We start from the raw sequence: 13,032 nt of genomic DNA, 5'->3' as shown, positions 1-13,032 counted from the left end.
GCTCGTGCGCGGACTACCCGCGCACGAGGCCCGTCAGGTGCTCGACGACGGCGTCGACGTCGACCTCGGTGCGCTCGCCGGAAGCACGGTCCTTCACCTCGACGACGCCCTTCGCCAGTCCCTTGCCCACGACGACGATCGTCGGCACGCCGATGAGTTCCGCGTCGGCGAACTTCACGCCGGGCGAGACGGTGCGGTCGTCGAAGAGCACCGACACGCCACGCTGCGACAGTTCGGCCGCGATGCGCTCGCCACCCTCGAACACGCTGTCGTCCTTGCCCGCGACGACCAGGTGCACGTCGGCGGGCGTGACGGCGCGCGGCCACACGAGGCCGAGTTCGTCGTGGTGCTGCTCGGCGATGGCCGCGACCAGGCGGGAGACGCCGATGCCGTACGAGCCCATGGTGATGCGCACCGGCTTCGCATCCGGCCCGAGCGCATCGAGTTCGAACGCGTCGGCGTACTTGCGGCCGAGCTGGAAGATGTGGCCGATCTCGATGCCGCGTGCCGCGACGAGCGTGCCCTGCCCGTCGGGCGAGGCGTCGCCTTCGCGCACCTCGGCCGCCTCGACGGTGCCGTCCGGGGTGAAGTCGCGGCCGCACACCAGGTCGACGACGTGGTGGTCGGACTTGTCCGCACCGGTGACCCACGCCGTTCCCGTGACGATGCGCGGGTCGACGAGGAAGCGGATGCCGTTCGCCTGGAGCGCACCCGGCCCGATGTAGCCCTTGACCAGGAACGGGTTCGCCGTGAAGTCGGCCTCCTCGACCAGCGCGACCTCGGCGGGTTCCAGCGCGGCTTCGAGGCGCTTCATGTCGACCTCGCGGTCACCGGGCACGCCGACACCGAGGAGTGTCCACTCCTTCTCGCCGGGAGTGCGCGTCTTGACCAGCACGTTCTTGAGCGTGTCCGCGGCGGTGAACTCGCGGCCCATGCCCGCGCCGTTGAGGAAGTCGACGAGCGTCTCGATCGTCGGCGTGTCCGGGGTGTGGTGCACCTGCGCCTCGGGCAGGCCTGCCAGATCGCGCGCGGGCGGCGCGGGCGTCACCACGGCCTCGACGTTGGCGGCGTAGCCGGAGGCGGTGCTGCGGACGTAGGTGTCCTCACCGGACTCGGCGGTCGCCAGGAACTCCTCCGACGCCGAACCGCCCATCGCCCCCGACGTCGCCGCGACGATCGCGTAGTCGAGCCCGAGGCGGTCGAAGATCTTGATGTAGGCGTCGCGGTGCTTCTGGTACGAGGCTGCAAGCCCCTCGTCGTCGAGGTCGAACGAGTACGAGTCCTTCATGACGAACTCGCGCCCGCGCAGCACGCCCGCGCGGGGGCGCGCCTCGTCCCGGTACTTCGTCTGCACCTGGTACAGCATCACCGGATAGTCCTTGTACGAGCTGTACTCGCCCTTGACGGTGAGCGTGAACAGCTCCTCGTGCGTCGGCCCGAGCAGATAGTCGGCACCCTTGCGGTCCTTGAGCCGGAACACGGTGTCGCCGTACTCGCTCCACCGGCCGGTGGCCTCGTAGGGCTCCTTCGGCAGCAGCGCGGGGAACTGGATCTCCTGCGCGCCGATGGCGTCCATCTCCTCACGCACGACCCGCTCGATGTTGCGCAGCACGCGCAGGCCGAGCGGCAGCCAGGAGTAGCCGCCCGGGGCGGCGCGGCGGACGTAGCCTGCGCGCACCAGCAACCGGTGGCTGGGCACCTCGGCGTCCGCCGGGTCCTCACGCAGCGTGCGCAGGAACAACGACGACATCCTGGTGATCACGGTGTGCTCCTAGGGAGACGGAAAGCGGTGATGGACGAAGGGTAGTCGGCGCGCCGTGAGCCGGGACAACCGGTTATCGGGGCGCCGCCGGAGCGGCACTACCCTCGGACGGCGTGCTCGTTCTGTTGCCCCCTTCCGAGACCAAGGCCGCAGGCGGTGACGGCGCCCCGCTCGACCTGGACGCGCTGTCACTGCCCGAACTGAACCCCGTGCGGCGCAAGCTGGCCGATGCGCTCGTCGAGCTGGCCGCCGACGTACCCGCGAGCCTGGCCGCACTCGGCCTCTCCGAGCGGCAGGCGGGCGAGGTGGAGCGGAACGCGGCGCTGTGGACGTCGCCGACGATGCCCGCGCTGCGGCGCTACACCGGCGTGCTCTACGACGCCCTGGACGCCGGGTCCTTCACCGGTGCCGAGGCCGGCCGGGCCGGCAGCAGACTGGCCGTGGCGTCGGCGCTGTTCGGTGTCGTGCGCGCGGGTGATCCGATTCCGGCCTACCGGCTCTCGGGCGGCAGCTCACTGCCCGGGTTCCCGGCGCTGCGGTCGGTGTGGCGCCCGGTGCTGGAACCGGTGCTGCAGTCCGACGAACTCGTCGTCGACCTGCGCTCGGGTGCGTACGCGGCGCTCGCGCGGATTCCCGGTGCCGTCACGGTGCGCGTGGTCACCGAGGACGCGTCCGGCAACCGCAGGACCGTCAGCCACCACAACAAGGCCTACAAGGGCAGGCTGGCCGCCGCACTGGTGACGAGCCGCGCCGAGCCGTCCACTGTGGACAAAGTGGTGGCGGTCGCGGAGAAGGCGGGCATGACCATGGAGCGCGCGGGCGAGACCGACCTCGTCCTCGTCACCGATCACTGACCACCGGGCGGAGCGGGGCCTCAGGCGGCGCCGCCGAACCGTTCGGGTCGGAACAGCTCCGGGATGTCCGGGCGCTCCCCGAGCGCAGCGGCCGCGGCCAGGCGCGCCGCGTTCGGCCCGATCGTCAGCCCACCCGCGCCGAAGCCGGTGAGCACGGTCACCTCGGGGTGCGCCGCGAGCGCACCGATGACGGGCCGCCCGTCGGGCGTGACCGGCCGGAAGCCGACGCGCGTCTCGAGCAGTGTCGCGTCGGCCAGGCCCGGGGCGACGGCGAGCGCCTGGGTCAGCACCTCGCGTTGCCCCGCGGCCGTCACACGGTGGTCGAAGCCCGACCCGGTCTCCCGGGTCGCCCCCGCGACGACCCGGGCGTCGGGGAACGCGAGCATGTAGTGCCCGGACCCGACCGGGGACACGACGGGCCACGACGCGGTACCGCGATCGTCGCCGGCACCGCCGACCCCGAAGTGGCTGATCTGACCACGCTGGGGCTCGACGGGAAGCGCCACGCCGAGGGACGCGGCCAGCGGGGCGGTCCACGCGCCGGCGGCGAGCACCACGCCGTCCGCCTCCACCAGGTCGCCGGCCACTCGCACGCCCGCGACGCGGCCGGAGCGGACGACGAGTTCGGCCGTGCCGCCACGCAGTCGCGCACCGCGCGCGACGGCCGCGGCGAGGAACGTCTCGCGCAGCGTCCGCCCGTCGACCCGTCCTCCCCCGGCGATGCGCACCGCGCCGAGGTCGGGCGCCAGCAGCGGCATGCGCTCCGCGGCGGCCGCCGGGTCGAGCAGCGACACCTCGCCCATCTCGGGCCAGCGCCGCGCCCGCTCGAGCGCGCGTCCGTGGAACTCGCGCAGCCACGTCTCGTCCTGCGACACGACGAGCCCGCCGACGATCGCGAACGACGTCTCCCCTGCCCCGTCGGCCGCCAGCTCGTCGACCATCGTGCGGTAGTAGGCCGCGCCCTCGGCGTGAAAGGCGAGTTCGTCGCCGTCGAGCGTCCGCGAGTTCCACGGCGAGACGATTCCGGCGCCCGCGGCCGTCGCCCGCCCGGCGTGGTCGGCGTCCACCACGACGACGTCGGCGCCGCGCCGCGCCAGCTGCCATGCGGTGCCCGCACCTGCGATGCCCGACCCGATGATCACGATGCGCATGCCGCCACTATGCCGCGCCACGGCGGCGAACAGCGTGGTCGGTGCCGTCCGTCACGGCGACCTCGGCTGACGGCGAGGCCACGGTTGGGGTAGAGTGCCTGAAGCGCCGTGAGCCGAAGGGCTCCTTCACACGGCGATTTCCGATTTCCCATCCATTGGCGCGCCACACCGGTCGAACACGGCACGGGGCTCCGGCGCGCCGGGTTCGTCCTTGTGAAAGCCCACCGCACCACCGACGTGCGACTCCCCCGGGCCTCCTTGCGACGTGCCACGTCCGAGAGGCCTGTGTGAGCACAAACCTGTCCACGTCCGCATCCACGACCACCGCGTCCGTCCCGTTCGCCGACCTGAGCCTGCCGCGCCCGCTCGTGCGCGCACTGGAGGCCGACGGCATGACCGACGCGTTCGCCATCCAGGCGGCCACCCTCCCCGACGCCCTCGCCGGGCACGACGTCCTCGGCCGGGCGCAGACCGGCTCCGGCAAGACCCTCGCGTTCGGCCTGGCACTGCTGGCCCGCCTCGACGGCGGCAAGGCCAGCCCGAAGAAGCCCCGCGCGCTGGTGCTCGTGCCCACGCGCGAACTGGCCATGCAGGTCGCCGAAGTGCTGATCCCGCTCGCCAAGACGCTGGGCCTGTGGTGCCGCACCGCGGTCGGCGGCATGGCCTTCAACCGGCAGGCCGACGCGCTGTCCCGCGGCGTCGATCTGCTCATCGCCACGCCCGGCCGGCTGTCGGATCACGTCCGCCAGGGCACGTGCGCCCTCGACGAGATCGGCTACGTCGCGCTCGACGAGGCCGACCAGATGGCCGACATGGGCTTCCTGCCCCAGGTGCGCGAGATCCTCGATCTCACGCCCGCCGACGGCCAGCGCCTGCTGTTCTCGGCCACCCTCGACGGTGACGTGTCCAAGCTCGTCCAGCGTTACCTGCACAACCCGGTGACGCACTCGGTCGCGCCCGTGACGGCGTCGGTGACGAGCATGGACCACTACCTGCTGCAGCTCGCGCAGCCGGACAAGATGCCCGTGATCACCGAGATCGGTGCCAGGGACGGCCGCACGATCATGTTCGTGCGGACCAAGCACCACGTCGATCGCCTCACCACGAAGCTGCGCTCGCAGGGCGTGCCCGCGGGCGCACTGCACGGCGGCAAGACGCAGGGACAGCGCAACCGCGTGCTCGCCGACTTCAAGGACGGCCGCACCACGGTGCTGGTCGCGACCGACGTCGCCGCGCGCGGCATCCACGTCGACGACGTCAGCCTCGTGCTGCACGTCGACCCGCCCGCCGACCACAAGGACTACCTGCACCGTGCGGGCCGGACCGCGCGGGCGGGAGCCTCGGGCACCGTCGTCACGTTGATCACGCGGGACCAGCGCAGGCAGACGCTCCGGCTCACCGACAAGGCGGGCGTCAAGCCGAAGTCCCTGCTCGTCACGCCGGGGGACGCCGAGCTGGCGCGCATCACCGGTGCGCGCAGGCCCAGCGGTGTGGCTCTGGTCGACAAGCAGCCGCAGCAGGAGCAGCGCCGCTCCGGCGGCGGACGCCCCGGCGGTGGTCGTCCCGGTGGCAGGAACGGCGGCCGTCCCGGCGACCGCGGCGGGCAGGGCCGTGGTGGTCAGGCGCGTGGTGGTCAGGGCGGTCAGGGTCGCGGCGGTAACGGCGGGCAGCGCCGTGGCGGCGGCCGCAGGCCCCGCAGGCCGGTCGACGCCTGACCGAGGCCGGCGTGCCCCCGGGGGCACCTTGGTTGCACTCAACGCGACGCATCCTCCCCTCGCGATCGATGGGTGCGGTGCGCCCACCCGGCCACGGACACACGTCCGCGAGCCGAGTCCGCTACGGGCAAGCCACGGTGCCTCCGGAGCGCTACATCGGGAACAGTTCGAATTCGCACGCCGGCACGCCGCCGAAGCGGGTGCCCGCTTCGGCGGCGGCCTCGCGCAGGAAGCTCGGATCGGCCATCGAGGAATCACCGAGCCCGTCGAGGTACGCGCGGTGCTCGCGCAGCGACTCCACGGCCAGGTCGAGCGTGCCCGTGATGTCGACGGCGTGCGTGGCCTGCGGTGATGCGACGGCCGCGACCCAGCGCACGCCGTCCCACGGTTCGAGGCCCTCGTCGGTGAGTTCACGGAAGACCCAGCGGTTCGCCGCGTCCCGTACCGCATCCAGGGTCGCGAGTCCGACGTTGCGGTGATCGGCCATGTTCAGCCACGGCCCGCCCGGCCACGTGTCGCGGTGGTTCGTCATGATCACCAGCTCCGGCCGGTGCCTGCGGATCGCCGCAGCGATGTCCCTGCGCAGCGGCAAGCCGTATTCGATGACGCCGTCGGCGTGGTCGAGGAACTCGACCTCCTCGACGCCCACCACCCGTGCCGCGGCGACCTGCTCACGCTCGCGCACGACCGCAGCCTCCTCGGGCGGCATGCCGTCGATACCGGCCTCTCCGCGCGTGGCAAGGGTGTAGACCACGGACTTGCCCTCCCGGGTCCACCGCGCGACCGCGCCCGCACCGCCGTATTCGAGATCGTCCGGATGGGCCACCACGGCCAGCGCCCGGTCCCAGTCACCGGGCATGACCTCCAGTTGCGGAGTGTCGGCCACCCTCGCTCCCCTCTCGTCGTCGGTCTGGTGCGACACTGCCACCCGTGAACGCACCCGGTCCAGCTCTTCCGCCCGACGAGGTTTTCGACTGGCTCGACGCCGAAGCCGCCACCCGGAGCGATTCCGGTCTCACGCGCAGGCCGCGGCAGCGCGGCGCCACGCCCGCACCCGGCGAGATCGACCTCGCCGGCGACGACTACCTGGGGCTGGCACGGGACAAGCGGGTCGCCGGCGCCACGGCCGCCGCCTCGCTCAAGTGGGGTGCGGGCGCGGCAGGAACCCCGCTGCTCGGCGGCGCGCTCGAACTGCACGCCGAGCTGGAGCACGAACTCGCCCGGTTCGTAGGAGCGCAGGCCGCGGCCGTGTTCCCCTCGGCCTACACCGCGAATCTGGCGGCCGTCACCGCGCTGTCGGGCGCGGAATCGGCGATCGTCAGCGACAAGTACGTCCAGCCCTCACTGGTCGACGGCTGCCGCCTCGCTCGCGGCGACGTCGCGGCGGTCGCCCACCTCGACACCGATGCCGTCGCCCACGCCCTGTCGACGCGGCGGAAACCACGCGCGCTCGCGGTGACCGAATCGGTGTTCGCCGTCGACGGGGACGCCGCCGACCTCGGCACGCTCGTCGACACCTGCCGAGGCCACGGCGCGGCACTGCTGGTCGACGATGCACACGGGTTCGGTGTGCTCGGCGACGGTGGCCGCGGCGCCGTGCACGACGCCGGACTGTCCTCGGCACCCGACGTCGTGACGACCCTGTCACTCGGCGGCGCCCTCGGGGTGCAGGGCGGGGCGGTCGTCGGGCCGCGCAGGGCGATCCGTCAGATCACCGACGTCGCCCGCGCCTACGGCTACGACGCCGCCCCCGCCCCCGGGACCGTGTCCGCCGCGCTGGCCGCGCTCGCCGCGTTGCGGGAGGAACCGGAGCGGCCCGGTACGGCCGTCGACGGCGCGATGTCGCTCGCCCAGGGGCTGCGCGCGGCGGGACTGCGCACGAGCCTGCCCGCAGCGGCCATCGTGTCGCTGCCCGCACCCAGCGCCCCGGCCGCCGCCGCATGGGCCGACGCGTGTGCCGAACACGGCGTGCACGTGGGACGGGTCTGCCCGCCGGTCGCCCCGGACGGGGTGACCCGGCTCCGGTTGACCGCCCGCGCCGGTCTTTCGGAATCCGATGTGGACGCTGCGGTCAAGGTCGTTTCCGAGACGGCACCGCGTTCCTGACCTGCGCCCCCGCTCCGCCCTGAACTGCGCCCGCTCCGCGGGGTTTCGGCGCGAGGACCTCGCCGCGCGTCGGCACGCCGGCAAGGTGCGGCCGGGTGCAGCACGAGTGCAGAACTCGCGGTACCGGGCGCAGAACTCGCCATCGGCGCTGCCGCGCGGCAGCGCGACGTTGGGGGTGGCGGCCGGGCGACGGGTGGGCGCAGGACACGCGATCGGACGCGGTCAGCCGGTGCGCGCGACGAGGGCAGCGTTCGCCTGCAGCACGGCGGCCGCGTCGGCGACGATGCCCTCGACCAACTCGGCCACCGTGGGCAGGTCGTCGACGGCACCCGCAACCTGTCCCGAGGCGAGCACTCCGGTGTCGGTACGGCCCTCGACCAGTCCGGCCCGCAACAGCATCGGCGTGTTGGCTGCCATCAGCACCTGGCTCCACGTCAGGTCGTTGCCGCGTTTCATCGCCAACCCCTCCCGCACCATGGCGACCGGCGACTGGCCCGTGAGCGCACGGAACCGCGCGGCGTTGCGCAACGCCCTGACGGCCCCGGTGAACCGGCCCGACGATTCGAGACGTTCGACGAGGTCGGTGCGCAGCACGCGATGCGGCATGCCGTCGACCCGGTCGGTCACGACCGTGCCGGAGATGTCCCGCTCCAGATAGTGACGTTTGACCTCCTCCGGCACCGTGCTGTCCGCGGTGAGCAGGAACCGCGTGCCCATGGCGATCCCCGCGGCGCCGTAGGACAGCGCCGCGGCGAGACCTCGCCCGTCGAAGAACCCGCCGGCCGCGACGACCGGGATGTCCACCGCGTCCACGACGGACGGCAGCAGCACCGTCGTCGCCACCGGTCCGGTGTGCCCGCCGCCCTCGCCGCCCTGCACCACGACGGCGTCGGCGCCCCACGAGGCGACCTTCTCGGCGTGCCGCACCGCGCCCACCGACGGGATCACGACGATGCCGTGGTCCTTGAGCTTCGCGAGCTGTTCCCTTCGCGGGGCCAGCGCGAACGACGCCACGCGCACCCCCTCGGCGATCAGCAGGTCGACGCGCCGGTCGGCGTCCTCGGCGTCGGCACGCAGATTCACACCGAACGGCCGCCCCGTGCGCTGTTTCGTCTCCCCGATCGCGGCCGTCAGCTCGTCGTAGCTCATCGTCGCCGAGGCGAGGATGCCGAGGCCGCCCGCCTCGGCCGTCGCGGCGACGAGCCGCGAGCCCGCCACCCAGCCCATGCCGGTCTGGACGACCGGATGCCGAACACCGGCCAGGCGCGTGAGCGGAGTGTCCACTGTGGCCGTGGCGTCCGCCCCGGCGGTCATGACCGCACTTCCTTCTCCCGCACGGCCTCCGGATCGAGGACCTCACGGATCAGCTGCAGCTCGTGGGCCGTCGGCATGCGAGTGGTGCCAGCCGCCGCGGTCTCGACGGGGAACGACGTCGCCTCCGCCACCTCCGCCGTGGTCACGCCGGGATGCAGCGACAGAGCGCGCATCACGTGGTCCGGTCCGCCGAAGTCGAACACGCCGAGGTCGGTCACCACCCGGTGCACGTCGTGGAACCGCTGCGCCGCCGCGCCCGCTTTCGCCGCGTTGTCGTAGCCGACGCCGGCCACGACGTCCACCGAGTCCACGAAGACGCGCGTGGCGTGCCGCGGCACCCAGTAGCTGGTGCGGTGGTTGACGGTGTTGCCGGGCGCGCCGCGCACGCCGAGCAGCTGTTTCGCCGGACGGCTGTGCTCGCCGATCGCGGAGATGTTCTGATTGCCGAACCGGTCGATCTGGTTGGCACCCATCACGACGTGCCGCGTGCCGTGCGGGACGATCGTGTCGAGCATCCGCCGGAACGGCTGCCACCCTTCGACCGTGCCGTCACCGTCGACGAGGTAGGCCTGGCCGTCCGACAACAGCAGGCCCGGTTCGAACGTCGCCCGCGCCAGCCGCGCGCCCAGCGACGGGACGGTGCCCATCGGGCTCGCCACGATCTCGCCGTCCCCGCGGAACAGCTCGGCGACCGCCACCACTGCGATCTCGGCCCTCGTCACGTCGTTCATGCGACCGCCTCCGCTGCGAACCTGTCGACCTCTGCCCGGTATCCGGCCTCGTCGCCGGACAGGAACCGGTCGACGAACGACGGCCAGCGCTCCGGGTCCTTGGCCGAGTCGACATAGTGCTTCTGGAATCGCTCGTCCCTGCCGTAATCCGGTGCCGCGGTGGTGAAATGCGCCCCGCCCGGAGCCTCGACCACACCGTCCACAACGGACCGGTTCAGCAGCAGCGACTGCACCGGCCCGCCCTCGGTCAGCTCCGCCGTGGACACGACCCGTTCTGCCGACACGAAACGCCGCTGCGCGGCGAGGCAGAACAGGTCGTCGAAGTACGGGTCCGGCCCGAGGTATTGGGCGTTACCCCGGGCATCGGCCCGGTTCAGGTGCACGAACGCCACATCGAGCGGCTGTGCGGGCACGGCCAGCAGCTCCTCCCCGTCGGGGTACGGCGAGCGCACCGTCCGCAGGTGCGGCGAGAACCGTGGCACGTCGGAGCCCAGTCCCGCCCGCGTCGGCAGGAACGGCAGCCGCTGGGCCGCCGCCTGCAGCGCCAGGCCGAACATGCCCTCGTCGTACTCGGTGACCTCGACGTCACCGTTCTCCCGAGCGCGGGAGAAGTGGGGGTCGAACGGAATCGAGTCGAGCGTCACGAATCCGAACACGACGCGCCGCACCTTTCCCGCGGCGCACAGCAGTCCCACGTCGGGTCCGCCGTAGGAGACGACGGTCAGGTCCTTCACCGGACTGCGCAGGATCGCGCGGACCGCGGCCATCGGCTTGCGCCGGGAGCCCCAGCCGCCGATGCCGACGGTCATCCCGTCGCGCAGCTCGGCGACCGCGTCGTCGACGGTGGTGCGTTTGTCGGCCATCACGACCCCTTCTCGTCCAGGAACGACTGCCGGGCATCGTCGGCGGCGCCGAGCAGGTTGAGCTCGAACGTGAAGCCCTGTTCGAACCGGTAGCTGCGGTGCACGTCCTGCGGGTCGATGCCGTTCAAGGCCTCCTTGGCCGCCCGGATCACCCGCGTGTCCTTGGCAGCGATCGACCGAGCCACGTCCCATGCGGCCTCGTCGAGTTCGGAGGCGGGCACGACCCGGTACACCGAACCGAATCCCTGCAGCTCGGCCGCCGTGACCGTGCGTGCGGTGAAGTACAACGTCCGCATCAGGTGCGGCGGCACGAGCCGGGCCAGGTGCGTCGCCGCGCCGAGCGCGCCGCGCTCCACCTCCGGCACACCGAAGGTGGCGTCCTCGGAGGCCACGACGACGTCGGCGTTGCCGACGAGCCCGATCCCGCCGCCCAGGCAGTGTCCGTGCACCGCGGCGATCACGGGCACGGCACAGTCGTAGACGGCTCCGAACGCCGCGTGGCAGCCCCGGTTGGCGCCGACGAGCGCCTCGTATCCGCTGGTCGCCTGGATCTCCTTGATGTCGACGCCCGCGTTGAAACCGCGGCCCTCGGCTCGGAGCACGACGGCGTGCACGCCGAGGTCGGCACCCGCCGCGCGTACCGCATCGGCCAGTTCGAACCATCCCGCCACCGGCAGCGCGTTGACCGGCGGCGCGTCGACCGTGATCACCGCGATGTGCTCGTCGATGCGTGTTCTCGTGACGGTCATCGGCTCACCCCGTAGACGGGTTCCGGTGCCGGCGCCTTGGCCAGCAGGTCCGCCACGACAGGGCCGAGTTCGGCCGGATCCCAGCGGGCCCCCTTGTCGATCTCCGGCCCGTGCCGCCACGACTGTGCGACCGAGACCTTGCCTCCCTCCACTTCGAACACCCGCCCGGTGACATCGGCGGACTCGGCGCTGCCCAGCCACACGACCAGCGGCGAGACGTTCTCCGGTGCCATGGCGTCGAATCCACCGTCCGGACGCGCCATCATGTCGGCGAAGACGTCCTCGGTCATACGGGTACGCGCCGACGGGGCGATCGCGTTGACGGTCACCCCGTACCGGCCCAGTTCGGCCGCAGCCACGACGGTGAGGCCCGCGATGCCTGCCTTCGCAGCGGAGTAGTTCGCCTGGCCGACGCTGCCGAGCAGGCCCGCACCCGAGCTCGTGTTGATCACCCGCGCGTCGGGGGTGCGGCCTGCCTTCGCCTCCGCCCGCCAGTGCGCGCCGGCGTGGCGCACCGTCGCGAAGTGCCCGCGCAGGTGCACCCGCATCACGGCGTCCCACTCGTCGGCATCGAGGTTGACGAGCATGCGATCCCGCACCACGCCCGCGTTGTTGACGAGCACGTCGAGGCGGCCGAACCGGGACACGGTGTCGTCGACGAGCGCCTTCGCGGCCTCGAAATCGGAGACGTCGTGCGTGCTCGCCCACGCCGTGCCACCACGGTCGGCGATCTCGGCGGCGACGTCCGCGGCGGGGCCCTCCCCGGTGCGCGCGCCGTCGAGCGCCGCGCCCACGTCGTTGACCACCACCCTGGCGCCCGCGTCGGCGAAGGCGAGCGCGTGCGCCCGCCCGATGCCCCGGCCTGCGCCCGTCACGATGACGACCCGGTCGCGGCACAACCCGTTACCCATGTGCGTTCTCCCGTCGAATGTCGCGGTCTGGGACACCGGCACCGTTCGCGTCGGCCGCGGCGAGGAAGGCGGGCCGCTCCCCTCCGCCGTGAACGAGCAGCGATGCGCCGGTGACGTAGGAGGCGAGAGGCGAGGCGAGGAACGCCGCGCACCGCCCGATCTCGGCGGGTTCGGCGAGCCTGCCGAGCGGCACCGTCGCGCCGACGGCCTCGACGCCGTCGGCTCCGCCGTAGTGCAGGTGCGACTGCTCGGTGCGCACCATGCCGACCGCCAGGGCGTTGACCCGCACCTTCGGCGCCCATTCCACGGCGAGGCTGGCCGTCAGGTTGTCGATTCCCGCCTTGGCTGCGCCGTAGGCAGCGGTGCCCGGTGAGGAGCGCCGGCCGCTGACGCTGCCGACCATGACGATCGATCCGCCGGCGTCCTGTCGCTGCATCACCTCGTTGGCCTGCTGGGCGACGTGCAGCGGCGCGAGGAGGTTGAGCTGCACGATCTTGTCGTGAAAGCGGGGTGATGCCGTGCCGGCGTCGGCGTGCGGCGCTCCCCCTGCGTTGTTGACGACGACGTCCAGCCTGCCCCAGCACTCTAGAATCTGTTCCATCATCGCCGTGATCTGCGCGGGGTCGCGTACGTCGCAGGACACGAAATCTGCGGCGGCACCGTCGGGAGCCGTCCGTCCGCAGACGACCACCTGCGCGCCGAGTTCGCGGAACACGGCGGAGATTCCCGCACCGACTCCGCGAGCTCCGCCGGTGATGAGCACGACCGCCCCGTCGTACGTGAGCTCTCGGGTCGCCACGAACACCTCCGTTCTCGCCTGAGAATAAAACTAGAACATGTTTCTATTCACGACAAGCGTGCTGCTCACGGACTTTC

General features: G+C 72.5%; 12 protein-coding genes. 3 read left to right on the top strand and 9 right to left on the bottom strand.

Annotation, left to right across the window (positions count from 1 at the left end):
* Window positions 1-13 precede the first annotated feature (13 nt).
* On the bottom strand, window positions 14-1,762 hold the full coding sequence (locus LY12_RS02755; RefSeq protein WP_253853075.1) for a proline--tRNA ligase: 1,749 nt from the start codon (window positions 1,760-1,762) through the stop codon (window positions 14-16).
* Window positions 1,763-1,875: 113 nt separating this feature from the next.
* Here LY12_RS02755 and yaaA point away from each other — a divergent pair, with 113 nt between their 5' ends.
* Window positions 1,876-2,616: a peroxide stress protein YaaA gene (gene yaaA, locus LY12_RS02750; protein ID WP_253853074.1), complete on the top strand. Its 741-nt coding sequence runs from the start codon at window positions 1,876-1,878 to the stop codon at window positions 2,614-2,616.
* A 20-nt stretch (window positions 2,617-2,636) separates the two neighbouring features.
* On the opposite strand, the gene LY12_RS02745 is transcribed toward yaaA, so the two are convergent.
* A complete protein-coding gene (locus tag LY12_RS02745) occupies window positions 2,637-3,767 on the bottom strand; it encodes an NAD(P)/FAD-dependent oxidoreductase (protein ID WP_253853073.1) in 1,131 nt (376 codons plus the stop codon).
* Between the two features lie 287 nt (window positions 3,768-4,054).
* On the opposite strand from LY12_RS02745, the gene LY12_RS02740 reads away from it, so the two are divergent.
* Window positions 4,055-5,482, top strand: coding sequence for a DEAD/DEAH box helicase (locus LY12_RS02740; RefSeq protein WP_253853072.1), 1,428 nt, complete (start codon window positions 4,055-4,057; stop codon window positions 5,480-5,482).
* Window positions 5,483-5,633: 151 nt separating this feature from the next.
* Here LY12_RS02740 and LY12_RS02735 read toward each other — a convergent pair whose 3' ends face one another.
* Window positions 5,634-6,341, bottom strand: coding sequence for a PIG-L deacetylase family protein (locus tag LY12_RS02735; RefSeq protein ID WP_253854831.1), 708 nt, complete (start codon window positions 6,339-6,341; stop codon window positions 5,634-5,636).
* A 71-nt stretch (window positions 6,342-6,412) separates the two neighbouring features.
* Here LY12_RS02735 and LY12_RS02730 point away from each other — a divergent pair, with 71 nt between their 5' ends.
* The gene (locus tag LY12_RS02730; RefSeq protein WP_253853071.1) at window positions 6,413-7,588 is read left to right on the top strand and encodes an aminotransferase class I/II-fold pyridoxal phosphate-dependent enzyme; all 1,176 of its coding nucleotides are present in this window, start codon (window positions 6,413-6,415) and stop codon (window positions 7,586-7,588) included.
* A gap of 222 nt (window positions 7,589-7,810) precedes the next feature.
* Here the strand turns inward: LY12_RS02730 and LY12_RS02725 are convergent, their stop codons facing one another.
* Genes LY12_RS02725 through LY12_RS02700 form a run of 6 tightly spaced genes read right to left on the bottom strand, consistent with a single transcriptional unit; the run spans window position 7,811 to window position 12,955 of the window.
* Entirely contained in the window at window positions 7,811-8,872 is a 1,062-nt protein-coding gene (locus tag LY12_RS02725; RefSeq protein WP_253854830.1) for an NAD(P)H-dependent flavin oxidoreductase, read from the bottom strand.
* Window positions 8,873-8,898: 26 nt separating this feature from the next.
* A complete protein-coding gene (locus tag LY12_RS02720; RefSeq protein ID WP_253853070.1) occupies window positions 8,899-9,633 on the bottom strand; it encodes a CoA-transferase subunit beta in 735 nt (244 codons plus the stop codon).
* Window positions 9,630-10,496, bottom strand: coding sequence for a CoA transferase subunit A (locus LY12_RS02715; RefSeq protein WP_253853069.1), 867 nt, complete (start codon window positions 10,494-10,496; stop codon window positions 9,630-9,632). The genes LY12_RS02720 and LY12_RS02715 overlap by 4 nt, the downstream gene beginning before the upstream one ends.
* The gene (locus tag LY12_RS02710; RefSeq protein ID WP_253853068.1) at window positions 10,496-11,245 is read right to left on the bottom strand and encodes an enoyl-CoA hydratase family protein; all 750 of its coding nucleotides are present in this window, start codon (window positions 11,243-11,245) and stop codon (window positions 10,496-10,498) included. Before LY12_RS02710 ends, LY12_RS02715 begins: the two co-directional genes overlap by 1 nt.
* Complete coding sequence (locus LY12_RS02705) at window positions 11,242-12,156, bottom strand: SDR family oxidoreductase (RefSeq protein WP_253853067.1); 915 nt, start codon at window positions 12,154-12,156, stop codon at window positions 11,242-11,244. Before LY12_RS02705 ends, LY12_RS02710 begins: the two co-directional genes overlap by 4 nt.
* Complete coding sequence (locus LY12_RS02700; RefSeq protein ID WP_253853066.1) at window positions 12,149-12,955, bottom strand: SDR family oxidoreductase; 807 nt, start codon at window positions 12,953-12,955, stop codon at window positions 12,149-12,151. The genes LY12_RS02705 and LY12_RS02700 overlap by 8 nt, the downstream gene beginning before the upstream one ends.
* Window positions 12,956-13,032 lie beyond the last annotated feature (77 nt).

It is taken from the genome of Prauserella alba, assembly GCF_024171735.1.
Classification (GTDB): domain Bacteria; phylum Actinomycetota; class Actinomycetes; order Mycobacteriales; family Pseudonocardiaceae; genus Prauserella; species Prauserella alba.
The sequence above is the reverse complement of the archived record's forward strand: the minus strand, read 5'-3'. Positions and strand labels throughout refer to the sequence as shown.